24 protein-coding genes are annotated in these 25195 nt (G+C 63.4%); 5 read left to right on the top strand and 19 right to left on the bottom strand.

What is annotated here, in order from left to right; all coding sequences use genetic code 11:
• Positions 1-81 precede the first annotated feature (81 nt).
• Positions 82-864, top strand: coding sequence for a YkgJ family cysteine cluster protein (locus QWI20_RS12780; RefSeq protein WP_369305772.1), 783 nt, complete (start codon positions 82-84; stop codon positions 862-864).
• A gap of 41 nt (positions 865-905) precedes the next feature.
• On the opposite strand, the gene QWI20_RS12785 is transcribed toward QWI20_RS12780, so the two are convergent.
• Positions 906-1862, bottom strand: coding sequence for a threonine dehydratase (locus QWI20_RS12785; RefSeq protein WP_369305773.1), 957 nt, complete (start codon positions 1860-1862; stop codon positions 906-908).
• Between the two features lie 110 nt (positions 1863-1972).
• Here QWI20_RS12785 and QWI20_RS12790 point away from each other — a divergent pair, with 110 nt between their 5' ends.
• Positions 1973-2782 carry a helix-turn-helix transcriptional regulator gene (locus tag QWI20_RS12790; protein WP_369305774.1) on the top strand — a complete coding sequence of 270 codons (810 nt, stop codon included), beginning with the start codon at positions 1973-1975 and terminating at the stop codon, positions 2780-2782.
• Between the two features lie 4 nt (positions 2783-2786).
• Here the strand turns inward: QWI20_RS12790 and QWI20_RS12795 are convergent, their stop codons facing one another.
• The gene (locus QWI20_RS12795; protein WP_369305775.1) at positions 2787-3431 is read right to left on the bottom strand and encodes a glutathione S-transferase family protein; all 645 of its coding nucleotides are present in this window, start codon (positions 3429-3431) and stop codon (positions 2787-2789) included.
• Between the two features lie 17 nt (positions 3432-3448).
• Positions 3449-3664 carry a DUF6434 domain-containing protein gene (locus QWI20_RS12800; RefSeq protein WP_369305776.1) on the bottom strand — a complete coding sequence of 72 codons (216 nt, stop codon included), beginning with the start codon at positions 3662-3664 and terminating at the stop codon, positions 3449-3451.
• Between the two features lie 186 nt (positions 3665-3850).
• Between QWI20_RS12800 and QWI20_RS12805 the strand changes: the two genes are divergently transcribed.
• The 3 genes from QWI20_RS12805 to moaA all read left to right on the top strand — a co-directional run bounded on the left by QWI20_RS12805 (position 3851) and on the right by moaA (position 7421).
• Positions 3851-5200 (top strand): cation:proton antiporter, encoded by a 1350-nt coding sequence (locus tag QWI20_RS12805; protein WP_369305777.1) that lies wholly within the window; start codon positions 3851-3853, stop codon positions 5198-5200.
• A 319-nt stretch (positions 5201-5519) separates the two neighbouring features.
• Positions 5520-6347: a formate/nitrite transporter family protein gene (locus QWI20_RS12810; protein ID WP_369305778.1), complete on the top strand. Its 828-nt coding sequence runs from the start codon at positions 5520-5522 to the stop codon at positions 6345-6347.
• 75 nt (positions 6348-6422) lie between these two features.
• On the top strand, positions 6423-7421 hold the full coding sequence (gene moaA / locus QWI20_RS12815) for a GTP 3',8-cyclase MoaA (RefSeq protein WP_122535803.1): 999 nt from the start codon (positions 6423-6425) through the stop codon (positions 7419-7421).
• Between the two features lie 90 nt (positions 7422-7511).
• Here moaA and QWI20_RS12820 read toward each other — a convergent pair whose 3' ends face one another.
• The 16 genes from QWI20_RS12820 to QWI20_RS12895 all read right to left on the bottom strand — a co-directional run bounded on the left by QWI20_RS12820 (position 7512) and on the right by QWI20_RS12895 (position 24760).
• Positions 7512-8333: an alpha/beta fold hydrolase gene (locus QWI20_RS12820; protein WP_369305779.1), complete on the bottom strand. Its 822-nt coding sequence runs from the start codon at positions 8331-8333 to the stop codon at positions 7512-7514.
• A 630-nt stretch (positions 8334-8963) separates the two neighbouring features.
• Entirely contained in the window at positions 8964-10970 is a 2007-nt protein-coding gene (locus QWI20_RS12825; protein WP_369305780.1) for a methyl-accepting chemotaxis protein, read from the bottom strand.
• A 139-nt stretch (positions 10971-11109) separates the two neighbouring features.
• Positions 11110-11859 carry a phosphonate metabolism protein PhnP gene (gene phnP, locus QWI20_RS12830; protein WP_369305781.1) on the bottom strand — a complete coding sequence of 250 codons (750 nt, stop codon included), beginning with the start codon at positions 11857-11859 and terminating at the stop codon, positions 11110-11112.
• Positions 11850-12416 carry a phosphonate metabolism protein/1,5-bisphosphokinase (PRPP-forming) PhnN gene (gene phnN / locus QWI20_RS12835; protein ID WP_369305782.1) on the bottom strand — a complete coding sequence of 189 codons (567 nt, stop codon included), beginning with the start codon at positions 12414-12416 and terminating at the stop codon, positions 11850-11852. Before phnN ends, phnP begins: the two co-directional genes overlap by 10 nt.
• On the bottom strand, positions 12416-13591 hold the full coding sequence (locus tag QWI20_RS12840) for an alpha-D-ribose 1-methylphosphonate 5-triphosphate diphosphatase (protein ID WP_369305784.1): 1176 nt from the start codon (positions 13589-13591) through the stop codon (positions 12416-12418). Before QWI20_RS12840 ends, phnN begins: the two co-directional genes overlap by 1 nt.
• Entirely contained in the window at positions 13585-14334 is a 750-nt protein-coding gene (gene phnL / locus QWI20_RS12845) for a phosphonate C-P lyase system protein PhnL (RefSeq protein WP_369305785.1), read from the bottom strand. Before phnL ends, QWI20_RS12840 begins: the two co-directional genes overlap by 7 nt.
• A 22-nt stretch (positions 14335-14356) precedes the next feature.
• Positions 14357-15187 (bottom strand): phosphonate C-P lyase system protein PhnK, encoded by an 831-nt coding sequence (gene phnK / locus QWI20_RS12850; protein ID WP_369305786.1) that lies wholly within the window; start codon positions 15185-15187, stop codon positions 14357-14359.
• Positions 15184-16077 carry an alpha-D-ribose 1-methylphosphonate 5-phosphate C-P-lyase PhnJ gene (locus QWI20_RS12855; RefSeq protein ID WP_369305787.1) on the bottom strand — a complete coding sequence of 298 codons (894 nt, stop codon included), beginning with the start codon at positions 16075-16077 and terminating at the stop codon, positions 15184-15186. Before QWI20_RS12855 ends, phnK begins: the two co-directional genes overlap by 4 nt.
• Entirely contained in the window at positions 16074-17147 is a 1074-nt protein-coding gene (locus tag QWI20_RS12860) for a carbon-phosphorus lyase complex subunit PhnI (protein ID WP_369305789.1), read from the bottom strand. The genes QWI20_RS12855 and QWI20_RS12860 overlap by 4 nt, the downstream gene beginning before the upstream one ends.
• Positions 17147-17764 carry a phosphonate C-P lyase system protein PhnH gene (phnH, locus tag QWI20_RS12865; protein WP_369305802.1) on the bottom strand — a complete coding sequence of 206 codons (618 nt, stop codon included), beginning with the start codon at positions 17762-17764 and terminating at the stop codon, positions 17147-17149. Before phnH ends, QWI20_RS12860 begins: the two co-directional genes overlap by 1 nt.
• Before the next feature lie 26 nt (positions 17765-17790).
• On the bottom strand, positions 17791-18273 hold the full coding sequence (gene phnG / locus QWI20_RS12870) for a phosphonate C-P lyase system protein PhnG (RefSeq protein WP_369305790.1): 483 nt from the start codon (positions 18271-18273) through the stop codon (positions 17791-17793).
• 14 nt (positions 18274-18287) lie between these two features.
• A complete protein-coding gene (gene phnF / locus QWI20_RS12875; RefSeq protein WP_369305791.1) occupies positions 18288-19007 on the bottom strand; it encodes a phosphonate metabolism transcriptional regulator PhnF in 720 nt (239 codons plus the stop codon).
• Between the two features lie 39 nt (positions 19008-19046).
• Positions 19047-19835, bottom strand: a complete 789-nt coding sequence (gene phnE, locus QWI20_RS12880; RefSeq protein WP_074887601.1) for a phosphonate ABC transporter, permease protein PhnE — start codon at positions 19833-19835, stop codon at positions 19047-19049.
• Between the two features lie 90 nt (positions 19836-19925).
• Positions 19926-20930, bottom strand: coding sequence for a phosphonate ABC transporter substrate-binding protein (gene phnD, locus QWI20_RS12885; protein WP_369305792.1), 1005 nt, complete (start codon positions 20928-20930; stop codon positions 19926-19928).
• 73 nt (positions 20931-21003) lie between these two features.
• The gene (phnC, locus tag QWI20_RS12890) at positions 21004-21837 is read right to left on the bottom strand and encodes a phosphonate ABC transporter ATP-binding protein (protein WP_369305793.1); all 834 of its coding nucleotides are present in this window, start codon (positions 21835-21837) and stop codon (positions 21004-21006) included.
• A gap of 1030 nt (positions 21838-22867) precedes the next feature.
• On the bottom strand, positions 22868-24760 hold the full coding sequence (locus QWI20_RS12895; RefSeq protein ID WP_369305794.1) for a methyl-accepting chemotaxis protein: 1893 nt from the start codon (positions 24758-24760) through the stop codon (positions 22868-22870).
• Positions 24761-25195 lie beyond the last annotated feature (435 nt).

A 25195-nucleotide genomic window follows, 5' to 3' on the forward strand; every position in this document is an offset into this window, starting at 1 on the left:
GGCGGCCCACAACGACCGGACTGACGGGAATTCGCTAATCTCCGTATGATTCCCGCCCAACGAATACGCGGCCCAGGTGACATGGATAGCAAAACATCAGAAACCCACTCTACAGCCAACTCACCGGGCGTCGACCCCGACGTGCGCTTCGAATGCGTCGGCTGTGGCGCGTGCTGTCGCGGCCGCTTCGTGCCCTTGACCCTGAGCGAAGCCGTGACCTGGCTGAAACGCGGCGATCCTGTGGGGGTATTGCTTGAGGCATTCGACGATTCACTCTGGCCGGTCGACTCACCCGAATATGCCTACAACGCCGGGCGATCCGCACCGGTCACCGGCGGTTCAGGCACGCTGCGGGTGACGGTGATTCTGGCGGCCAACGCGATCCCTGAATGCCCGAACCTGCGACCGAACGGGCTGTGCTCGGTGTATCTGGAGCGGCCGCTGGTGTGCCGGATCTACCCGATGGAGATCAGCCCTTTCATTGAGCTGAAACCTGAAGCCAAGGACTGTCCGCCGGAAAGCTGGCAGCAGGGCAGCCTGTTGGCGTCGGATCAGGGGTTGGCAATGCTGGTCCAGCAATCGCGTCAAACCGACCGCGACGATGCCCGACGCAAAGTGGCAGTGTGCGAAAGCCTCGGCCTGACCGTTGCCGGCTGGAAAGGCAACGGTCTGGTGATTCACCAGCCCTCGGTCGAAACACTGCTCGCCGCCTGCGAAAGCGCTGAGGTCAATGCCGGTCCCGCTGCTCAAGCCTGGCAGATCAAGGCAGAAGACCCGGCCTTGAGGGAGTATCTCCACGCTCAGTCCGTGCCCCTGGCTGACTCACCCAGCGACGATTACATCTTCCACCCAATACCCCGCTGACCGGCCGCCGCTGAACCGCTTCCAACTTGCAGCTTCCCGCTTCAGCCGATCACCCCGGCATACACCGCACGGTCCACATTGCCGCCGGACAGAATGACCCCGACTTTCTTCCCCGCCATGGCCCGGCGCTCCTGGATGAGCGCCGCCAGTGCAGCGGCCCCCGCGCCCTCCGCGAGGTTGTGGGTGTCGGTGTAATAGACACGCATGGCCTCGGCAATTTCCTCCTCGCTGACCGCGACAATGCGCTCCGCCCCGGTTCGATAGATCGCGAAGGCCGCGGGAATGGGCCGGCGCACGGCGAGGCCATCGGCGAAGGTGTTCGCCGACGGGGTCTGCAAAATAGTGCCTTCCTCGAACGACCACTTGGCGGCCGCTGCCTCGGTAGAGACCACGCCGACCACCCGGGTCTGCAGCCCCAGCGCGTCACGGGCGGCAATGACGCCGCAAATGCCCGAACCACAGCCGATCGGCACGTAAACCGTGTGCAGATCCGGCGCGGCCATGAACAACTCGAGCCCATAGGTGGCCACGCCCTTGAGCAACTCGATGTGGAATGGCGGGACCAAATAGTGCCCATGCAGGTCCGCCAACCGCGCGGCCTCTTCCCGGGCTTCGTCGAAATCCCGGCCGCATTCGATGACGGTGCCGCCAAGGGCACGCATGGCGTTGTTCTTTTCCGGCGAATTGCCTTCCGGCACCACGATCAGCGCACTCAAGCCCAGCGCAGTGGCAGCCAGCGCCAGGCTTTGCCCGTGATTGCCCCGCGTTGCCGTGACGATGCCTCTGACGGTCGGGTAAGTGCGCTTGAGCCAGTGCACGAACGTAATCCCGCCGCGCACCTTGAACGCTCCGGTGGGCGTGTGGTTTTCGTGTTTGACCCACACCGTGCTGTTCAGCCGCTCAGCCAGCAACGGCCAGGCATATTGAGCGGTCGGCGGCATGACCTCGTAAACCTGGCGAGCGGCCTGTTCGATATCGTCGCGTGTCAGCCCGTGCATGGGGGTGCCTCCTCCTCGAAAATGTGGCCCAGTCTAGGCAGACGCTCGCCGCGCCGGCTTTCATAAAACTGACCTGACTTTTGCCCAATCACTTGATTACTATGAAGGCCATGAACCCGACAAAACGCTCGCCTCACCCGCTCCCGTCCGAACCGGTTCGCCGTGTCGAGGCAGGCCCGTGGATGATCGAATTGCTGCCTGCCGCCGGTTACGCCACCCGCTATGTGGCGACCCAGGCGGCCATCGGCTTTGCCTTCGAAAGCCAGCGCGGCCTGCACGCCATCGGCAGCGACCGGGTGCAGCCCTTCGACGCGGTGCCCAACGGCCTGGCATTCGTGCCCGCCGGGTGCGACGTATTGTCGGAGTCGCCCACGGGCGGTGAATACCTGCGGCTGCTGCGCACCGACGGGCTTACTCTGACGGGGGATCACGCCTTCAACAACCGCATTGATGCTCAATCGATCGTCCTGGCCATGAGGATGCGCGCGGCATTGTTGCAGCGCTCGGCGGCGGATGACTGGGAGGGCTGGGCGCTGGCCCTTGCTGAACGGGCCGATAACAAGAGCGCTTTCGACGCGCCGCTGCAAGGCTCGATCAACGGCAGCCGGATGCGCAGACTCGATGAGTTCATCGACGCCGGCATCGATGGCCCGCTGGGGGTGCAGGCCATGGCGCAGATGTTGGGGTTGTCCGAGGGTTATTTCATTCGGGCGTTCAAGCACACCACGGGCAAGAGCCCCCACAGTTACCTGATCGACCGGCGTATGGCGAAGGCCCGGGCCCTGATGCGCGATTCAAGCGCGCGACTGGCGGAGATCGCCCACGCCTGCGGCTTCAGCTCCCAGGCGCATATGGCGACGGCGTTTCGGCTGCGCATGGGCATCAGCCCGGCGAAGCTGCGCAGCCAGTCTTGGTTGTGATTCATCACCCGCTTATCTCACCTCTCCAACCGTGCCGCTGCAGCACCGCCTTGATAACGGGGTGATGATCGACGACTTCCAGGGACCCATAAAACTCGGGGCGGGATGCCCGGAGGTGTTCCCGCGCCCCACTCCACTGGCTGATCACGCAGGCGAGAGTTTCGACGGCGCCTGGGGCATGGGGATGCCAGGCCACCGGGTTGTAAAACACATCGGCGAACACCTCCCACTGGCTGTGCAGCTTGCTCCGGGCGCCTGCGACCAATCGGTCTAATTGGCCAGGCTCGGCGTCAGGCAGCCACCGCTCCGGATAATCGATCAGGCCGATGGACGCATAACAATTGGTGGTGAGGTACGCCAGGGCCCGGAGTTGCTGGGCACGCTCAAGGATCTCTGAAGACAGCAGGCCGGACAGCGGAAAGGCCAGGCCCAGGTGCGTGAGGATGGCCGCGCTTTCCGTTAGCACTCCGCCGCCGGGGATGACCAGCGTCGGCACCTGCATCAACGGGTTCAGGCGTTTCAGTTCGTCCTGTCCTGCACCGGCTTCCCATGAGGTTTCGCCCATCAAGCGGTAATCAGCGCCGCACAGCGTGAGCGCCATCTCTATGGCCGCCGAGCCGGATCTGTCGGACGCAAATAATCTGAACATGCTGTCTCTCGCTCTCATCAGGCTTTATGGCCGTGGCGCCGCTGCCACTCATCCGCAACATCGCCCAGGGTCTTGGCGCTGTCGTTGCGTATCCATGCCATGAAGTCGCGGTCGAATTTGAAGGCCGGCCCGCACTGCGCGGTCATGAACCGGCGCACGTTCTGGGTGTTGCGGTAATCCTGGGTGACAGGGGTGTCTCGGGAAAGCGATTCGCTGTGCCAATCGAAGGCCATGGGGACTTGGTCCAGGTGAGGGGGTGGCGCACAGTCTAGTCGGGAAATACGTATGGGTCAGATCGAGCGACAGGCGCCAGGCAAGGCAGTGCGCCGGTCACGGAATCCATTCCACATTTGTGTCAACTATCCCTCCCTCACACAGTCACACAGTCATTCCCGCCCATTGACTGATGATGTATCCGCATGAGTTTCATTCTTTGCATGACCGTCTTCGGTGTCCTGCTGATGCTGCTGGCACTGACTTCTTCTTATCTGCGCTGGCTGCCGGTCACGACGTCGGCGGTGTGTCTGGCGTTTGGCGCCGCGATCGGACCCTGGGGCCTGGACATCGCGCAGCTCGACGTTCGCGACGCGCGCCACTGGCTGGAACGCCTCACCGAAATCGCTGTGCTGTTCTCCCTGTTCAACACCGGCATCAAGCTGCGCCTGCCGCTGCACCGGGGCGCCTGGCATTCGGCGTACTTGCTGGCCGGGCCGGTGATGCTGGCGACCATTGCCGGCGTCAGCCTGACCGCCCATTACCTGTTCGGCCTGTCCTGGCCGATCGCGCTGTTGCTCGGCGCCATGCTCTCGCCCACCGACCCGGTGCTGGCCGGGCTTGTGCAGGTCAACAGCGCCCAGGACCTGGACCGGGTGCGCTTCGGCCTGTCCGGTGAGGCCGGGCTCAACGACGGCACCGCGTTCCCCTTCGTGATTTTCGCCCTGATGTTCATCACCCACGGTTTTTCGGATTTCGACTGGACCCAGGGCTGGCTGCTTAAAAACATCATCTGGGGCGTGCCTGTCGGGCTGATGCTCGGTTACGGCCTGGGCCGTGGCGTCGGGCATCTGATGATTTACCTGCGCATCAAGAACGCCGACAGCACCCTGTCGCCCAACGACTTCCTCGCCCTGGCGTTGATTGCCATTGCCTACGTCACCGCCGAAGGCCTGGGCGCCTACGGATTCCTGGCGGTGTTCGCGGCGGGCATCGGCATGCGTCACGCCGAATCCAACACCACCCAGTCGGAGGTGCCGTCGGAACACGTGGCCATTCCGGTGGTGGGGCACACCCACAGCGACCCGGAGTCGGCGATCATGGGTGACCGTGATTCGCTGTCCGACAGTCAACTCGCCGCCGGCGTGATGATGGGCGACATGATGGTGTTCGGCAGCCTGGTGGAGCGCGCCATGGAGGTGCTGCTGATCACCCTCCTCGGCGCGGCCCTGGCCAGTTACTGGGACTGGCGCGCCGTGGGCCTGGGCCTGGCGTTGTTCTGCGTGATCCGACCCTTGAGCGTGTGGCTGCTGATCAGTGGCAAATTGCTCACCCGGCCACAGAAAGCGCTGGTCGGCTGGTTCGGCATTCGCGGCATCGGCACGCTGTATTACCTCTGCTATGCGCTGACCCATGGCCTGCCGACCGAGGCGGTCCACACCACCATAAGCCTGACCCTGTCGGTCGTTGCGCTGAGCATTCTTTTGCACGGCATCAGCATTCAGCCGCTGCTGGAGCGCTATGAGCGCAGCATCACCAGGGACAGCAAAAACTAACGCAGGGATCGCGACCGCTTTCATCTGCAGAGCCGGCGGTGTGATTAAAAGCCTCGTGATAGACAGCGTCGATGACCCTATCGGAACAAGCGATTGGACGCTCAAGACCCCGATCGGTAGCGTGCTCACTAATTGATCAGGTCTTTTGGGCGTCCTCTGCCATGCGGTTTAACGTCGCAGCAGCGCGGCCATCAGAGATCGGCGTCGTGTCGGCTGGCACCTCCGCGCACCAAGACTGGATGCTTGAACCCCTCCTTCATTTTTGCGCCACGGCTCATTCAGTCGTGGCGCGGTTCATTGCTTGCGAGCCTGAAAGCCTATGTCCATCAATACACCGCAGCAGATCGCCGAGATCACCATCGAGGCCGGCGTCAAGAAGTCCCATCTGCCGACCCCGGCGATCCTGGTACTGGGCTTTCTGGCCGGGGCGTTCATCGCCCTGGGCTTTTTGCTGGACATCCACGTCAGCACGATGATCCCGCCGCAGTGGGCCTCATTGGGCAACCTGCTGGGCGCGGCGGTGTTTCCGCTGGGTCTGATTCTGGTGATCCTCGCCGGCGGCGAGTTGCTGACTGGCAACATGATGAGCCTGCCCACTGCGATGTTCGCCGGTCGCGTGCCGCTGTCGGCGGTGGCGCGCAATTGGGCGCTGGTCACCTTCGCGAACCTGTTGGGCGCGCTGTTCGTCGCCTACTTCTTCGGCCATGTGCTGGGCCTGACGGAAGGTGCGTATCTGGCCAAGACCCTGGCCATCGCCAAGGCCAAAGCCAGCGCCGATTTCGGCCAGGCGTTTATTTCCGGCATTGGTTGCAACTGGCTGGTGTGCCTGGCGGTCTGGTTGTCATACGCCAGCAAAGACGTGACCGGGAAGGTCGTCGCCATGTGGTTTCCGATCATGGCCTTCGTCGCCATCGGCTTCCAGCACGTGGTCGCCAACATGTTCGTGATCCCGGCGGCGATCTTTGCCGACGCCCTGAGCTGGACCGATTTCGTTGAAAACTTCGTCGCGGTGTTCCTGGGCAACGCCGTGGGGGGTGCAATTTTCGTCGGGCTCGCGTATTACGTGTCCTATTCGAAAGCCATTCAGGCTTCGGCCGCCGGCGCCCCTGCTGCGATCATCGAGCAGCGGACCGGCAGCCAGATTTAACGCTGCAGCCGCGCGCCTCATCTACCAGGGCGCGCACCCTGTTTCTGCCACGCGTCACGTTGTCGAGAGTAATCAATGTCAGATCGAGTCCTGATGGACAGCTATTCACGCAAGGTCGATTACGTCCGCATGTCGGTCACGGATCGCTGCGATTTTCGCTGCGTGTATTGCATGGCCGAGGACATGACGTTCCTGCCGCGTCAGCAGATTCTCTCCCTCGAAGAAATCCATCAACTGGCCGAGCGCTTCGTGGCGCTGGGCACAAAGAAAATTCGTCTGACCGGCGGTGAGCCACTGGTGCGCTCCGGCATCGTCGGGCTGGTTCGCAGCATCGCCGCCCTGCCCGGCCTGCGCGAACTGTGCATGACCACCAATGGCTCGCAGCTGGACAAGCTCGCCGTGCCGCTGTTCGAAGCCGGCCTCAAGCGCCTCAACATCAGCCTGGACAGCCTCGACCCGGCGCGCTTCAAGGAATTGACCCGCACCGGTGATCTGAGCAAGGTGATCGCCGGGATCGACGCTGCCAACGCCGCGGGCTTCGAGCGCACCAAGCTCAACTGCGTGGTGATGCAGGGCCGCAACGACCACGAGATCAATGATCTGGTGGCCTTTGCCATTGATCGCGGCGTCGACATCACCTTCATCGAAGAGATGCCGCTGGGCACGATCAGCGAGCACAGCCGCGCCGAGTCGTTTTACTCCAGCGAGCAGGTCCGCGAGCGCATCGCCGAGCGCTACACCCTGGTGCACTCGACTGAAACCACCTCCGGGCCTTCGCGTTACTGGCGAGTGGCTGAAGCGCCGCACATCCGCATCGGCTTCATCTCGCCCCACAGCCACAACTTCTGCGCGACCTGCAATCGTGTGCGGGTTACGGTGGAAGGCCGTTTGCTGTTGTGCCTGGGTAACGAGCATTCGGCTGATCTGAAAGCCGTGCTGCGGGCCAATCCGGGTCAGCCGGAGAAGCTCGAGAAAGCCATCGTCAACGCCATGCAGCTCAAACCGTGGAAGCACAACTTCGAGCTCAACGATGACGTGCAGGTGGTGCGGTTCATGAACATGACCGGCGGCTGAATACACCCTCGGGGCAGAGCTGTCAGCGCCTCATGAAACGCTTGGCAGCCTCCACGCTTGAGACCGCCAGTCCTTGCTGAACCAGGCTGATCAGCCCTTGATGAAGCCAAGCAGGATCGCGTTGATTTCTTCCGCCTGAACCGTGCACATGCCGTGGGCGCCGCCCTTGACCACGTGCAGCGCCGAGCCTTTGACCAACTCGTGACTCTTGTAGCCGGACGCGACGATCGGGACGATCTGGTCGTCATCGCCGTGCAGGATCAGGGTTGGCACGTCGATCTTTTTCAGATCTTCGGTGAAGTCGGTTTCCGAGAACGCCTTGATGCAATCGAATTCGCCTTTGACGCTGCCGAGCATGCCGATGGACCAGAACGAGTCGATGGCGCCCTGGGAGGTTTTCACGCCGTCGCGGTTGAAGCCGAAGAACGGCACGGCCAGGTCCTTGAAAAATTGCGAGCGGTCGGCGGTGAAGCCGGCGCGGATGCTATCAAACACGTCGATGGGCAGGCCTTCGGGGTTGGCGTCGGTTTTGAGCATGAGGGGTGGGACGGCGCCGATGAGGACGGCTTTGGCAACGCGGGCGGTGCCGTGGCGGCCGATGTAGCGGGCGACTTCACCGCCGCCGGTGGAGTGGCCGATCATGATGGCGTCTTTGAGGTCGAGGGCGTCGAACAGTTGGGCGAGGTCGTCGGCGTAGGTGTCCATGTCGTTGCCGTCCCAGGTCTGGCCGGAGCGGCCGTGGCCACGGCGGTCGTGTGCGATGACGCGGTAGCCGTGCTGGCCGAGGAAGAGCATTTGTGCATCCCATGCGTCGCCGTCGAGGGGCCAGCCATGGGAGAAGACGATCGGCTGGCCGGTGCCCCAGTCTTTGTAGAAGAATTCGGTGCCGTCTTTCAGGGTCAGGGTGGTCATGGGATGCGGTCCTCGGGATAGGGTGCGGGGGGGAAGGTTGAGCGTAGTCCCGGATCGCGGATGTGCATTGTCGATATGTACTGGTTTGCGCGTGGCAAGATTTCAAGCCAGATCAAGATCAAGATCAAGATCAAGGGCGTCTGCCTGGGGGCAGACTGTTTCGCCTTCGGCGAGTTACTTGGAAAAGCACCCCAAGTAACCAAGGGTGCTTGCTCCTGGTTGGGCCCTTCCTTCGTCAGGGTTCCTTCACTCCGGTCTCGCTCCGTGGGCCCGCCGCCATCCGCCATCCATGGCGGGGGGCGGCTCTCGCGGCATCCATGCCGCTCGGCCCACTCCGCGAGACCTGCGTTCAGCCTGCACCCAAGTCGCGATTGGTGTCGTCTGGGCTATTTGCGTATGAAGATCAAAAGCAGATCAAAGGCTTCCCGGCTAAAGCCGGTCCCACAGGATGGCTGACCGCACGCGGTGTGTTAGTGGGACCGGCTTCAGCCGGGAAGAGGCCGTATGGGCGCCATCAATTTCCTGGCAAACACAATCCCTGTGGGAGTGAGCTTGCTCACGAAGACGGCGTTTCGGACGCTGAAGATTCTGATCGTGCTCACGCCCTGCCTGAACAGCGCACAAGGCGCCTCAGGCCTGGTTGCCTCCGCGACTCAATGCGCCCAGACGACCGGAGATCGACTGCATGCCTTTGCCCAGTTCGCGCAGGGTGCCGGCGTCCCGGGCGCCTTGTTCGCTGGAGGCGTGGATGCGCACCGCCAGCTCGTTGATTTCGTGGGTGACGTGGCTCTGCTCCTGCGCGGCCACTGCGATCTGATGGGCGCGCTGGACGATGTCGTCGAAGCTGAAGACGGTGGTGCCCAGTGTGGCGGCAACATTGACCGCCTGCTGCACCGACTCCCGGGTCCGCGTGGCACCATTCTGCATGGTCGAGACCGCCGCACTGGAGGCCTGGCGCAGTTGCGAGATCATCTCCTGAATCTCGTTCGCCGAGGCCTGGGTTCTCCCGGCCAGCGTGCGCACCTCATCCGCCACCACCGCAAAGCCACGCCCCTGCTCGCCTGCACGCGCCGCTTCGATGGCCGCGTTCAGGGCCAGCAGGTTGGTTTGTTGGGAGATCGATTTGATCACTTCCAGCACGCTGCCCACGCGCTCGATGTCGTCACCCAATTGGGTGATGGCGCCCGCCGCGCCGGCAATGTCCGTTGCCAGCACTTCGATGGACTGGCTGTTGCTGTTGACCTGATCCTGGCTTTTCTGCGCATCGCCCAGGGAACGGCGGGCGGTGTCGGAGCAGTCGGTGGTGTTCTGGGCGACTTCGTTGGCACTGGCCGACATCTCGGTGATCGCGGTGGCCAGCAACGTGTTGTCCTGACGCTGGGATTCGGCCCGCTCGGCGACGCCTTGGGACAGCTGCGCCAGCTCGTTGGCCTGGCGTTCCAGGGACACCGACTCCTCGGCGATGCGGTGCAGCATGTCGCGTAGGGAACCGGCGTAGCGGTTAACCGACTCACGCAGCGCGCCGATCTCGTCGGCCCGCAAAATCGCCAGTTGAGTATCGGTCTGACCGCCCTGCCCCAGACTCGATATCTGCGCGGTGGTTTCCTCCAGCTGCGCCAACAACCGCTTGCCGGCCAGCCAGGCCAGACCCAGCAGCACGCCTAAAAGCGGCAACAGGAACAACAGAATCTGTCCGGTGAGGCGGTTCGCCAGTCCGACGACGCGGGCTTCCGGGGTCACCAGTCCAATGCGCCAGCCCGTGCCGGCCATGGTCGCCAGCGTGACGTAGGCCGGGCCGTTGAGCCGACCGTCGTGCTCAATCCTCAGGGTCGAGAGGGCCGAGGCGTTGCTCGCGAGCTGATCAGCCACCGGCTTCAACCAGGGTTGCTCCTGGCTCAAACCGGTAATGGTCAGCAGGCCCTTGGTGCCTTTCGCATCGGGGAAATACAGCAGATTCCCCGAAGGATCGACCGCAAATGCGTAGCCGTCGGTGACGCCGCCCTTCTCTTTGAGGAAGGCCGCCAGACCGTCAAGCTTGAGGTCGATGGTCGCGACGCCGGCGAACGCGCCCGCCGCCCGATAAGGCACGCTGCAGGTGGTCATCGCCACGCCACTGACCGGGTCCTGATACGCATCGGACCAGACGCAACGGCCTGCCGGTGAAGACTTGGCCCCGGTGTACCAGGACTCAGCCTGATAGGGCGGCGTTTTGGCCTGGTTGTATTCGTCCGAAAAGTCCAGCCGATTGCCGGCGTTCCGCGCCCAGAAAAAACTGCGACGCTCGGTGCCTGCCGCAAACGCGTTGGGCTCCGGCCACACGCCGCCACCGGCGATGGCGGAATCCCCCTGGCTGTCGATCAAGCCGGGGAAATTGTTCATGTACAGGGTTTCTTCGTGGGGCAGCGTCTCCGCCAGCAGCGCCATGGCGGCAGCGGTCCCCTCGATGCGGCTCAATGGCAACGCCAGCTGACGGGTAATGGCGCTGGCTGACTGCTCCGCCGACTCGGTGCCGGCGGCCACCAGTTGGGGTTTGCCCCCCAGGGTCATGACCGCAAAAATCGCAACGGCCGTGAGAATCAGCAATGTCAGGATCCCCAAGGTCATTCGTCCAGCAATACGGCGGGGAATCAAAGACATGGTCAAGCTCCGAAGGAAATGTAGGGCTACATTTGCAACGGCAATAACAGGGAAAAGTTGAAGCCGGACCGAGGTTTAACCGACATGGGCGACAGGTGGTTATAGGACGACTGGCCAAACGACTCCCCGTCCGCCCCGTTCAGACCTCCATTGCATCCCGCGCCACGCGAACGTAGTCGGGCAATTCATGAGCATGCTCCCCCAACCACGCATCCAGCGTATGCCCGACATGGGTCAACACGGCCTGATCGGGCTTGAGCGCTTCAATGATCTGCAGCGCCAGGTTCAGGTCGTTATGGTTGCGCGGCGTCTGCGGTTGCGGCGGCATGGAGCAGTCGAGGACCAGCACATCCAGCGCCTGGCGTTGCAAAAAAGCCTGGGTGTCGTGGGGCAAGCCGACGGTGTCGGTGAGATAGGCGATGCGCCTGCCGCCGCCTTCCAGCAGATAACCCAGCGTCGGTTTGGAGTGCAGCAGCGGCAGTGCGGTGACTTGCAGTTCGCCCATCGAGCGGCTTTCAAAGCGCATGAACGGCTGGCTGAAATCAAGGATGCCGGGGTGTTTGTACAGGTCCGACAATCCCTCCGGGTCCACCGGGCCGTGGACCGGGATCACCAGCCCCTGGCCCCAGCGCAGGTGCAGCAGGCCCTGGGCATGGTCGGCGTGGTAGTGGGTTTGCAGGATGCCGCTGAGGCTGCGCGGCGGGAAGCGTTCGGTGAGGTCGGGCAGGCCGCTGTCGATCAGCCAGCGTTGTTCGCCCAGTTCCACCAGCGCGCAGCACGGGCGTCGACGCAGACGTGGGTCGGCATGGGCGGCGCGACAGGCTGCGCATTCACAGCCGTAAACCGGCACTTGCCGCGCATCCCCCGTGCCGAGCAGGGTCAGGCGCATGCGGGGGTTCGCTCCAGTCGCTGCAACAATCGGGCAACGGTTTGCTCCAGCACGCCGGAGTTGTTTAGCACGATCAGCGAAGGGTCACTGACCTGTAAATCGTCAGCAAACTGGGCATTGCGTGCCAGTCGGGTTTCGATGTCTTCGGCCGATTCCCGTGCCCGGCGGAGCAATCGATCCCGCAGCACCGATTGATCCACCGTCAGCAACACCACCCACAGCGATGGATAACGCGCCCGCGCTTGGGGCAGATGGCCGCGCGAGCCGTTGACCAGCACGTCGTGCCCGTCGGCCAGCCATTGATCGATCTCTTTGGGGATGCCGTAATGCAGGCCGTTGGCGAACCAGTCGAGTGCAAACGCGCCCTCGGCCTGCAGCGCCTCGAAACGCTCGACGCTGACGGCCTGGGCCGCTTCGCCCTTGGCTTCCGCCGAACGGGTGATGACCCGCCGCACGATGCGGCAGTCCCGCGCGGCCAATGCCTCGCGGGCCGCGTCCAGCAGGCTGTCCTTGCCCGAACCCGACGGCCCGATGAGATAGATCAACCTGCCTGCCATCAGAACACCCTCTTCGCTTGTCGCCAGACTTGTTGAATGATTGGCAGTGTGCCCAGAGCCCGGGCGTGGATCAGGTCGGCGCGCAGGCCGACGCGGATCTCCCCGCGATCGTGCAAGCCCGCCGAACGGGTCGGTGCCAGGCTGACCGTCGTGACCGCACGGGCCAGCCCGGCGCCTGTCGACGCACCCGCTGACACCTGCGACTCATCCAACTGGGCACCCAGGGTGAACGCCGCCTGCAACAGGCTGGCCGGATAGTAATCGCTGGAGAGAATATCCAGTAGCCCTTCTTCGGCCAAAGTCGCCGCCGCGATGTTGCCCGAGTGCGAGCCGCCGCGAACGATGTTCGGCGCACCCATCAACACGCTCATGCCCAGACGCCGGCAGCCCTGCGCCGCTTCAAGAGTGGTCGGGAACTCGGCGATGCTCATGCCGTAGGCCGCCGACTCCTCGACGTGGGCCAGTGTCGCGTCGTCATGGCTTGCCACCGACAGCCCGCGCGCCAGGCAGATGTCGACGATGGCCCGGCGATAACGGTCGCTGTAGGTCTTCGAATTGGCGACCTGCTCGACAATGAAGGCGTCCATTTGCTCGCTGCTCAGGTGGTATTTGCCCATGTAGTACTCACGGTACTTGGATTCCAGGGCGAACTGGCGCTGGCCCGGCGAATGGTCCATCACCGACACCAGCTGCACCAGCGGTTGCTCGACCAGGTCGCGGAACACGCTGAGGGTGTCGGGGTGGCAGACCTCGCAGCGCAGGTGCAGGCGGTGCTCGGCGCGGGTCATGTCGGCGGCGCTGGCCTTGGCGATCGCGTCGACCATGCCCGGCAGTTGCTGCATGCGCTTGCCCTTGGGATTGACGTCGCCGATGGACAGCGCGTCGAACACCGTGGTGATGCCTGCCGCGATGATTTGCGCGTCGTGGCTCATCACCGCCGAGGCCGACGGCCAGTCCACGCCGGGGCGCGGGCTGAGGTGTTTTTCCAGGTTGTCGGTGTGCAGCTCGACCAGCCCCGGCAGCAAGTAATCGCCGTTGAGGTTTTGCGCCTGGGACAGCTGGCTGATGCTGTCGTCGACTTCGCTGATCAACCCGTCGCGCAGCACCACGGTGCCGGTGAAGACCTGCTCGGCGGTGACGATCTTTGCGTGGGTCAGGATCTGTTCGTTCAGCATTGTTCGGTCTCCTTCGGGCTCGATGCCATGGATGCCAGTGAGGCCTGCGGATCAAGGTCGGGCGGGGTCATGTCCAGGTGGCGGTCGGACACCGCTTCCCGGGCCAGTCGGTCGTGGAAGATGCCGATCACCGCAGCGCCGGCGCTCTTCGCTTCATTGATCAATTCGAGGACCACCTGGCGATTGCCGTCGTCCAGCGACGCGGTCGGCTCGTCCAGCAGCATCACCGGCCACGGCACCATGAAGCCGCGTGCGATGTTGACGCGCTGCTGTTCACCACCGGAAAACGTCCCCGGCGCCAATTGCCACAGACGCTGGGGAATGTTCAGCCGGGCGAGCAGATGTTCGGCCCGGGCTTGGGCGTCTTCGCGTTTCCAGCCCCGGGCCAGCGCCGGTTCCATGACCACATCGACGGTGGCGACGCGCGGGATGACCCGGAGAAACTGGCTGACGTAACCGAGGGTTTGCTGGCGCACTTGCAGCACCTCTCGGGGGGCAGCGCCGACCAGTTCCAGCCACTCGCCCTGATGCTGCACGCGAATGCTGCCGCCGGCCGGCAGGTAGTTGCCATACAAAGTGCGCAGCAGCGTGCTTTTCCCGGCGCCGGAATGGCCGTGGAGCACCAGGCATTCGCCGCCGCTGACGGAGAAATTCAGGCCGCGCAGCACGTTAAGCACGACGCCATTCTGCTGGTGCAGGGTGAAGGTTTTCGAGAGGTCACGGACCTCGATCAGCGTGTTCATTGAAGGCATCCCGAGAGGCGGATCATGGCTGCAGCACCGAAGACACCAGCAGCTGCGAATACGGATGTTGCGGGTCGTCGAGGATCTGATCAGTGAGCCCGGTTTCCACCACGTGGGAACGGCGCATGACCATCAGCCGATCGGCGAGCAGGCGGGCCACGGCCAGGTCGTGGGTGACGATCACCACCGCCAGGTCCAGCTCGCGCACCAGCCCGCGCATCAGGTCGAGCAAGCGCGCCTGCACCGAGACGTCGAGGCCGCCCGTGGGCTCGTCCATGAACACCAGCCGTGGGCCGGACACCAGATTTCGGGCGATTTGCAGGCGCTGCTGCATGCCGCCGGAAAAGGTCCGCGGCAAGTCGTCGATGCGCGACGGGTCGATCTCCACCTGATTGAGCCAGTCCAGCCCCGCCGCCCGCAGCGCCTGATAATTGCGCACACCCTGGGCCATCAGCCGCTCGCCGATGTTGGCGCCGGCCGACACCGCCATGCGCAGGCCGTCGCGGGGATTCTGCTCGACGAAGCCCCATTCGGTGCGCAGCAAGGTGCGCCGTTCGGCCTCGCTGGCGCTGTACAGGTCCAGCCATTGGCTGGCGCTTTTGTGGGTGTCGGCGAGGCGGTAATCGATGACGCCGCTATCGGGCGGGCAACGGCCGCTGAGCAGCGACAACAGCGTCGATTTGCCCGAGCCGGACTCGCCGACGATGCCCAGCACCTCCCCGGGATAGAGCTCGAAGCTGACGTCCTGGCAGCCTTTCTCCGGGCCGTACAACTTGGTCAGGCCGCGCACTTTCAGCAGCGGCTGGGTTTGATCGCTGACGGCATCCCGGTTGATCTGTTGAGCAGCGTTCATTGGGCGGCCCTCCCCTGACTGACCCGTTGCGCGCAGTAGTCGGTGTCCGAGCAGACGAAACTCTGGGTCCCCTGATCGTCGAGGATCAGTTCGTCGAGGAACGAATCGTGGCTGCCGCAGATGGCGCAGTTGTGCGCCCACTTCTGCACTTCAAAAGGGTGATCCTCGAAGTCGAGGCTAGTGACGCGGGTGAACGGCGGCACTGCGTAAAGACGCTTCTCGCGGCCGGCGCCGAACAGCATCAGCGCCGGGCTCATGTCCAGTTTCGGGTTGTCGAATTTGGGGATCGGCGACGGGTCCATGACGTAGCGCTCGTCGACGGTCACCGGGTAGGCGTAGGCCGTGGCGATGTGGCCGAAGGTGGCGATGTCTTCGTAGAGCTTGACGTGCATGACGCCGTAATCATTCAGCGCGTGCATGGTGCGGGTCTCGGTTTCCGACGGTTCGATGAAGCGCAGCGGCTCGGGAATCGGCACCTGATAGACCATGATCTGATCGGCGTGCAGCGGCGTTTCCGGGATGCGGTGGCGGGTCTGGATAATCGTCGCTTCGGGGGTGCGCTCGGTGGTGGCGACGCCGGCGGTGCGGGCAAAGAAACGGCGAATCGACACGGCGTTGGTGGTGTCGTCGGCGCCCTGATCGATGACTTTGAGCACGTCCTCGGCGCCGAGGATCGCAGCGGTCAGTTGCATGCCGCCGGTGCCCCAGCCATAGGGCAGCGGCATTTCGCGGCCACCGAAGGGCACTTGATACCCGGGAATCGCCACGGCCTTGAGCAGGCCGCGACGGATCATGCGTTTGGTCTGTTCATCCAGATACGCGAAGTTGTAGGCCTCGTCTCGCGGCGTCGGCGGTAATAGCTGTGGGCATGGTGGCGTGGCGGCATTCATTGGGCCTGCTCCCTGGAGGGCGTGCGCAGTTTGCGGATCAGTTCCAGTTCGGCCTGGAAGTCCACGTAGTGCGGCAGTTTCAAGTGCGAGACGAAACCGGCGGCTTCGACGTTGTCACAGTGGGCGAGCACGAACTCTTCCTTTTGGGCCGGCGAGACGATTTCTTCGCTGTATTCACCGGCGCGCAGCGAACGGTCCACCAGCGCCATGCCCATGGCTTTGCGTTCGGCGTGCCCGAAGGCCAGGCCATAGCCGCGAGTGAATTGCGGCAACTCGGTAGCGGAACCGACGAACTGGTTGACCATTTCGCACTCGGTCACCTCGATGGCGCCGATGGAGATCGGGAAGCCCAGCTCTTCCGGCTCGATCCACACCTCCACTTCACCGACCCGAATTTCGCCGGCAAACGGGTGATTGCGGCCATAGCCCCGTTGGGTCGAATAACCCAGGGCCAACAGGAAACCTTCGTCGCCCCGGGCCAGCGCCTGCAGGCGTTCGGCGCGGCTGGCGGGATACTCCAGCGGCTCACGGGTGATGTCAGCGACCGGCGCGCCGGTGTCCTGTTCTTCCTTGATCAGGCCCTCTCTGGCGAGCAGGCCAGAGACCCGCGGACAGGCCTGAACCGTTGCGTCGGCCTGGGTTTCAGGGCCAGGAAACTCGCCTTCGGCCAGCAAGCTGAAATCCAGCAAACGATGGGTGTAATCGAAGGTCGGGCCCAGCAACTGACCGCCGGGGACGTCCTTGAACGTGGCCGACAGGCGACGGTTGAGCTGCATGGCCGAGGTGTCGATGGGCAGGCTGGCGCTGAAGCGGGTCAGCGTCGTGCGGTAGGCGCGCAGCAGAAAGATCGCTTCGACCAAGTCGCCGGCCGATTGCTTGATCGCCAGCGCCGCCAGTTCGGCGTCGTACAGCGATCCTTCGGTCATCACCCGGGCGACGGCGAGCGGCAATTGCTGACGGATCTGTTCCACGCCCAGTTCGGCGACAGAGGTGTCGCCCCGGCGCTGTTTGGCCAGCAGTTTGTGAGCATTGTCGATGGCCTGTTCGCCACCCTTGACGGCGACGTACATCAGGCCACCCCTCTTGACGGCTGAGTCTTGAATAGCACCTGGGTGCTGCGCGGCAGGCCGAGCAATTCATTGCCCGCGACGAAGAACACGTCGATGCCCCGCGGGAAGTCATTGCGCGCTTCGCGCTCCTGCCAGAACGCTTCCTGCAACGGCAGGCTGACGTGGTTTTTGCTTTCGATGCCCGGTCCATGCCACGCCAGTTGCGTGCCGCCCTGCAGACTCGGCAACTGGACCAGCAGCGTGCAGGACTGATCGGGATAGCGATCGTTGCCCAGGTCGAAACCGCTGAGGTCGTGCAGCTGGCTGTCGTCGAGCAGCGCGAAGCGGGCGTTCTGCCGGTCGCTGACGATCGGGCAGCCGCAATGGAAGGTCAGGTTGGCGCGAATGGCCTGGGTGTCGAACGTCGGCGCGAGCCACAGGGGCGTGTCGATGTCCAGCAAGGCCAGGCACAGGGCGTGGCTGGCCGCGGCGAGGCCTTCGAGGTGCGGCGGGGTTTGCGTGGCGACCAGGCTCTGGGCGACACCGGGACCGGCCAGCGCCTTGAGGGCGGCGCGAAAACTGCGCTGGGCATCCAGCACCGGATCGGCGAATGCCGGCTGCAACAGCGAAGCGGGCAAGGATTGAGTGGCGAGAGACGTGCTCATCAGTTTTCTCCTCTGACCAGGGTGAAGAAGTCCACTTTGGTCGCGGCGGTTTCGGCTTGTTGTTGGGCCCGGCGCAGGTCGTGCGCGCGGGCCAGGGGGGCGATCAGGTCAGTCATCCAGTGCGCCTGTTGGGCGCCCTGCAAATGTGCGTCGGCCAGGGCGGCGAGTTCGGCGTGGGCCTTGTCGCGCCCGGCGAGGTAGCTGAAGCCGGTGCGGCCGTCGGACAGGCGCACCACGCAGCGGGTCACGGTCATCTCGCCGACGTTGAACGGCGCACCGCTGCCACCCATGCGGCCGCGCACCAGGGTCATGCCGATTTCCGGCGCGCGGATCAGTTGATAGTCGGCGTCACGCAGGGCGGCTTCGTGGGCCAGCAGTTCGGCGCGGCGGCTGCGCGCGAGCACGCCGATCCAGTGCTGGCGGACAGCCTGATCGGGCGCTGAAGTATCAGGCGCGGTGGAGGAAGCGGGTGTGGCAGTCATCGAGGGCATCTCCGTCAGGTGACGATCTGATACTGGAAGCGGTCGGAGCGGCTGGTGGAATGGGCAATCTCCACCGGGTTTCCGTGCGCATCGTGGGAAAGGGTCAGCACCGTCAGCGCCGGCAAGTGGCGCGGCATCAGCAGCACGCTGGCTTCTTCGCGACTGGGCAGGCGCGCGCCGATCAGGCTGAAGGTGCGGGTCAACGGCAACTGGCGTTCGGTGAGGAACTGGCGCACCGAACCGCTGACGTAGTCGGCGATCAGTGACGCGCGGGTGGCGCAGTAGCGGTGGCGAATCAGGCAGACCGGCTGGCCGTCGAGGCGGCGCAGGGTTTGCAATTCGATCAGCGGCGCATGGGGTTCGAGGCCCAGATGCCCGGCCTCCTCCGCCGTCGCCGTGCAGTGCCGGCGTTGCAGCAGCACCGCTTCGACGCCGTGGCCCAGCGCCGCAAGTGATTCGCTGTAGGCACTGCCGGCGGCAACCGGGTACACCAGCGGACGCCCCAGCACTTGGGTGCCTTTGCCCTGGCGGCGCAGCAGACTGCCTTCGCGCACCAGCTCGTCGATGGCCCGGCGCACGGTGTGCCGGTTGACCTCGAAGCGCGCCGCCAGCTGGATTTCGGCGGGCAAGTATTCACCGGCGGTGTAGCGGTCGAGTTCACTGCGCAGGGTTTGCGCCAGTTCGAGGTACATCGGTTCTCGGTGTAGGGCTTCGGAATGTCTAGACAACTGCATGGCTAAAAAAAGGGTTCGCACCCTCTCCTGTCGTGGTCATTAGATGAACTGCTTGCGCAGGCGCTGGGAGAAGATGTCGATGACGCTCACCACCACGATGATCACCAGCAGCACCGAGCAGGTCTGGGTGAACTGGAAGGCGCGGATGTTTTCCCAGAGGATCACGCCGATCCCACCGGCACCGACCATCCCCACCACCGTCGCCGAGCGCACGTTGGATTCGAAGCGGTACAGCGCGTAGGAAATCCACAGCGGCATCACCTGCGGGATGACTCCGAAGATGACTTCCTGCAGGGCACTGGCGCCGGTGGCTCGAACGCCTTCGACCGGGCCTGGATCAATCGCTTCCACCGCTTCGGCAAACAGCTTGGCGAGCACGCCGGTGGTGCTGATCCACAACGCCAGCACGCCGGCGAATGGGCCGAGGCCGACCGCCACCACGAAGAGCATGGCGAAGACCATTTCGTTGATCGAGCGGAAGGCATCCATGACCCGGCGCAGCGGTTGATGAATCCACCACGGCGTAATGTTGTCGGCGCAGAGAATGCCCAGCGGCACCGAGCAGACGATCGCCAGCAACGTGCCCCACAGGGCGATCTGCACCGTGACGATCATTTCCTTGAGGTACGCGCGCCATTCGTGAAAGTCAGGCGGGAAGAAGTCGGCGGCGAAGGTCGCCATGTTGCCGGAGTCGCGGTACAGCGCCAGCGGGTTCATTTCCGCGCCGTGCCAGGCCCAGGCCATCATCGCCAGGAACAGGCCCCAGCCCAGGTATTGCGGCCAGCTGCGCTTGCCGGCGGCTTCGATGTAAGCAGCGTGAGTGGTCATAAAGAGTCCGGTTGCGAACGGGTGAAGCGTCATGACTGGCGCGCCGAGCCTGCACGTGGTTTACCCCCACAGGCAGGCGCGCCCCGTGCATCAACCCGCCTTGGCGGTGCCTTGTTTTTCCAGCTCGGAAATACGGTCCTGCAGCTTCGCCAAACCAGCGTCGATGTCTTTCAGGCGAGTGGCCTTTTCGTCGGCGCTGAGGGTGGTGCTGGCCGTGGTTTCGGTCTTCTGCTTGAACAGCTCGAGCTGGCGAATGGTCAGCAACTGGTCATCCGAAGACTTGAGGAACTTGCCCATCTGCATGTTCTTCAGCACGGCCTTTTGTTCGTCGGTGTCGCCGTAGTTGGCGAAGAAATCGCGGATCTTGTTCTTGTCCGCGTCGGACATGCCCTTGCGCCAGACCATCGGGTCGGCCGGGATCAGCGGCGATTTCCAGATCACCTTGAGCATCGCGGCCTTGTCGGGCTGGGTGACTTCCAGACGGTCCCAGCTTTCGGTGTTGAAGGTCGCGACGTCCAATTGCCCTTTGGCCACGCTGAGGGCGTTGACCTCGTGGCTGGAGTTCAGCGTGCGTTTGAAGGCGGTGGCGGCGTCGACGTGGTTCTGCGCAAACACGTAGTAGCCCGGCACCAGGTAGCCCGAGGTGGAGTTCGGGTCGCCGTTGCCGAAGGTCAGCTCCTTGGCGTGCTTGAGCATGTCCTCGACCGAATTGATCGGGCTGTCCTTGCGCGCAATGATCACGCTCCAGTAGCCGGGCGCACCGTTGGCGGCGGCGGTCTGGGCGAAGATTTCGCCGCCGGAACGGTCCACTGCTTCCATGGCCGCCTTGTTGCCCAGCCAGGCCACGTCGACCTTGTTGAAACGCATGCCCTGAATCAGGCCGGCGTAGTCGGAGGCGAAGGTGGCGTTGACTTTCAGGCCGGTCTTTTTCGACATGTCGTCGAGGAACGGCTGCCAGACGCTTTTCAGGTTCTGCGACGACTCGGTGGACATGATGCCGAAATTGATGACGTTGTCGTCGGCCTGCGCGTTGCCCAGCAGGCAACCGGCAACGGCAGCGGCAGACGCGAACACGCGCCCGATACGGTTCAACATGGGGAACTCCCGGAGCTGGGTTGGTTGTTGGGATGTTTTCTGGTTTATGTGGTTTGTCAGCGCTGCAGCTGAATCACGCGCGGGCCATCATCAGTTGCGGCGGTCTTTCTCCGTCGCGTGCGCTGCCGTCGAACATCAGGCTGGTGTCGGCGTCGGCGCCATACAGGTCGTTGAGGAACTGGCTGTTGAGCTCGGCGCCGTTGCCGTCGAAGTGAATCCGCCCGCCTTTCAGTGCAACGGCACGCGGGCAATAACGCACGGCGTAATCCACTTGATGCAAGGTGACGACGACGGTCTTGCCGTCCCGGCGATTGATGTCGGCGAGGATTTCCATGACCTTGCGCGCTGACTCGGGGTCAAGGGAGGCAATGGGTTCGTCGGCGAGAATGACTTCGGCCTGCTGGGTCAGCGCACGGGCGATGGCCACCCGCTGCTGCTGGCCGCCGGACAAGGTCGAGGCCCGTTGCGGCGCCAGATCGGCAAGGCCGACGCGGTCAAGGTTGGCCATGGCGCGGTCTTTCTCCTCGGCGTTGAACAGGCCCAGGCTGCCACGCCAGCGCGGCATGCGACCGAGGCAGCCGAGCAGGACGTTGTCGAGCACGCTGAGTCGATTGACCAGATTGAATTGCTGAAAGATGTAGCCGATGTCAGCCCGCAGGCGGCGCACTTTGCCGTTGAGCCGGCCCGAAGCCTGCACTTCGCGCCCCAGCACCTGGACGCTGCCGCCGTTGGTGCGATCACAACAGGCCAGACCGGCCATATGGCGCAACAGCGTGGATTTGCCGGAACCGGAAGCGCCGATCAGCGCAACCATTTCCCCGTGTTGTATAGACAATGCAAGGTCAACCAAAGCGGTCTTTCGGGCGAATGTCTTGTTCAAGCGGTCGACGTGGATGGCTGCGGTCATGGGCTTCTCTGGTGTAGTGATTCCAGCGTCCTGCCGGGGATGAATGATCCGCCGCACGACCGTCCTTGGCCGCGTTCGGTGCGAGTGACATTAGGGGTAGGCTGTGGCAGTTCCATGAATCGACGATGACGACGGCGTTTCACTTCGGAGACGGTTTGATGCGGGATTTTTCGGGGGGGTTGTGGACATCAGGACGTTAAAGGGCGGTCTAGCGGCTGTGCGGGCTAGACAAGTTGCGCGGAGGTTGAAGACTGCATGGCGGAGTGATGGATGGGGCTGAAACAAATAATTCGTGCCGTTGGTCCATTGGCACAACGCGATGCAGTCAGTGGGACCGGCTTTAGCCGGGAAAGCGTCGGATGTCACTCCGCTGAATTTAGGGTGTTCAGACTGGCCTCTTCCCGGCTGAAGCCGGTCCCACTATGGAAATGCATTTCGACCGTCGGACTGGCTTTAGCCGGGAAGGCGTCGGGGGTCGCGCTGCGGGATTAGGGGTGTGAAGTCTGGCGTGTTCCCGGCTGAAGCCGGTCCTACAAAAGCACCGCATCCCGTCAGTAAGACCTGTGACGCGGAGCGTCAGGGGATGCATTCCCACGCGGAGCGTTGGGAACGATCAAGCACACCGCGTCCCCCCCGTGGGACCGGTCAAATGTTGGCGCCTGAACTGGCCTCTTCCCGGCTGAAGCCGGTCCTACTACGCGTGCTTTGATCTGCTTTTGATCTTCGTACGAAAAAGGCTCAGACACCACCAATCGCGACTTTGGTGCAGGCTGAACGGAGGTCTCGCGGAGTGGGCCGAGCCGCATGGATGCGGCGAGAGCTGCCCCCCGCCATGGATGGCGGATGGCAGCGGGCCCACGGAGCGAGACCGGAGTGAAGGAACCCCGAGGCACGAGGGGCCAAGCCAGGAGCAAGCACCCTTGGTTACTTGGGGTGCTTTTCCAAGTAACTCGCCGAAGGCGAAACAGAGGCCGTTAGGCCGACGCTCTTGATCTTGATCTTGATCTTGATCTTGATCTTGATCTGGCGTTTAGATCCGGAAAGTGCCGACCAAATGCTGCAGCCGCGCCGTCTGATGTTCCAGATGAGCACAAGCATCGAGAGTCGATTTCAGGTTATCGACACCCTCCTGATTCAGCGTATTGATCTCCGTAATGTCGACATTGATCGACTCCACCACCGCCGTCTGCTCCTCGGTGGCAGTCGCCACCGACTGGTTCATGCCATCGATCTCACTGATCCGGCGGGTCACGCTGTTAAGGCGCTCGCCGGCCTGATTGGCGATGGTCACGCTGTTCTCGCTCTGGCGCTGGCTCTCGGTCATGTTGATCACCGCGTCGCGCGCACCGACCTGCAATTCCTCGATCATGCCCTGCACCTGCTGCGCCGAATCCTGGGTGCGGTGCGCCAGATTCCTCACCTCGTCCGCCACCACCGCAAAACCACGCCCCGCTTCCCCTGCCCGCGCCGCTTCGATGGCGGCGTTCAGCGCCAGCAAGTTGGTCTGCTGAGAGATACCGGTAATCACTTCCAAAATCTGCCCGATGTTGGCGGTCTTGTTGTTCAAAGTTTCGATGTTGGCGCACGACTCGCTGATCTTCTCCGACAGCTGATTCATCGCCGTGATGGTCTGGCTGACGACGCCCTGACCTTCGCTGGCCAGTTGCGTGGCCTCGCTGGAATGCTGCGACGCCAGCGCGGCGTTCTGGGCGATTTCCTGGGCGGCGGCGCCGAGCTGGTTGATCGCCGCGGCCACACTGCTGGTGCGGCTGGTCTGCTGATCGGAATTGCCCATCGACGAATTCGAGGCACCGACCACGCGGGCCGCGACTTCCCCCAGTTGCCCGGCGGTCGACGCCACTTCGCGTATCGAGCCGTGAATACGCTCCACAAAACGGTTGAACGACTGCGCCAGCGCGCCAAACTCATCCTGGGACACGATGGCAAGACGCATGGTCAGGTCGCCTTCTCCGTCGGCAATGTCCTGCATGGCACGGCCCATCTGGTGCAACGGCTGCATCAGCACGCGGATCAACAGGCCCAGCAGGACCATGATGATCGCCACAGCGATAACCATCGCGAAGATCGCCGAAGAGCGGAATTCACTGAGCATCGAGTAGGCTGCGTCGCGGTCAAGCACCAGCGCCACGTACCAGTTCGCCGACGACAGCCCCTCCACCTTGGTAAACGAGATGATCTGCGCCTTGCCGCCGGACTCGATTTCCGCCACGCCCGGCGCGATGGTTGGCGCACCGTTGGGGTAGGCCTCGCTGACGTTCTTGAGGATCAGCTTGCTGTCCGGGTGAATCAGAATCTTGCCGTCGGCGCTGACGATGTACGCATAACCATGACCGCCGAAGTTCAGCGAGTTGATGGTCTTGCTGATCGCGTCCAGGGAAATGTCCGCACCCGCGACGCCGATCATCTGCCCTTGCTGGCGGACCGGCGTGGCCAGTGTCACCACCAGCTTGCCCGACGACGCGGCAATGTACGGCTCGGTGACGATAATGCCCTGCGCTGCATCGGCCGCCTTGTACCAGCCACGGGCCCGCGGGTCATAGTCGGCCGGGCGATTGCCCGTTGGGACGGAGAACATCACGCCGTCCTTGCTGCCGAAATAACTGAGCTGAAAGTTGTCGGGGTAGACCGGCAAACCGATCACCCGCTGCAGGCTGGCCTGGGCCGGCCCGTCAACCGCGATCTGCTGGGCCATGGAGTTGAGCAACTGCGTGCGGCTGTCGAGCCAGGTTTGAATGTTTTGCGTAGTCAGACTGCCCAACTGTTGAAGCTCGGAAGCGACGCTGTTCTTCAAGGTTTCGCGCTGGCGATAGTCGTTCACCAGAATGAAACACGAGAAAGCAACTACCACGATGAGTGCAGCGGCCAGCAGGATTTTTCTGCTGAAACCCAGACGTTTGATCATATGCGTGTGTCCATAACCAGAGATGACAGCGACGAGAGTGCGATGCCGAGAGGTGCGCTGCGCTTTGCACGGGGTGCGGCAGGAAAGAGAAGGCACGGCCTGAAAGATGTTTCGGCAGCGAACGCAGGGAGTTTAGGGCTGGCTACTAATGAAGATTGGGAATGGTTATTTGAGGGATTAAGCGGTTGAGCGTCTATCCAAATGCGGGGCGTTTACGTGGTGTCTGGATCCAAAGATTGAGGATGCGCAGACCGGCCCCTTCCCGGCTGAAGCCGGTCCCACTGACAGGAGCGCGTGCATTCATTGCGACCGACTCCAACGGTGCAGACTGTGTGAAAACCTAGCCAACCTGCCTCAGATCTAAGAAAATGCCCCGCATCGAAAGATGCGGGGCATTTTCTTATGGCGTACATCCAGGGCGAATCTCGAAACCAG

The sequence above is a fragment of the Pseudomonas sp. W2-17 genome (assembly GCF_041060445.1).
In the GTDB taxonomy this organism is placed as follows: Bacteria; Pseudomonadota; Gammaproteobacteria; order Pseudomonadales; family Pseudomonadaceae; genus Aquipseudomonas.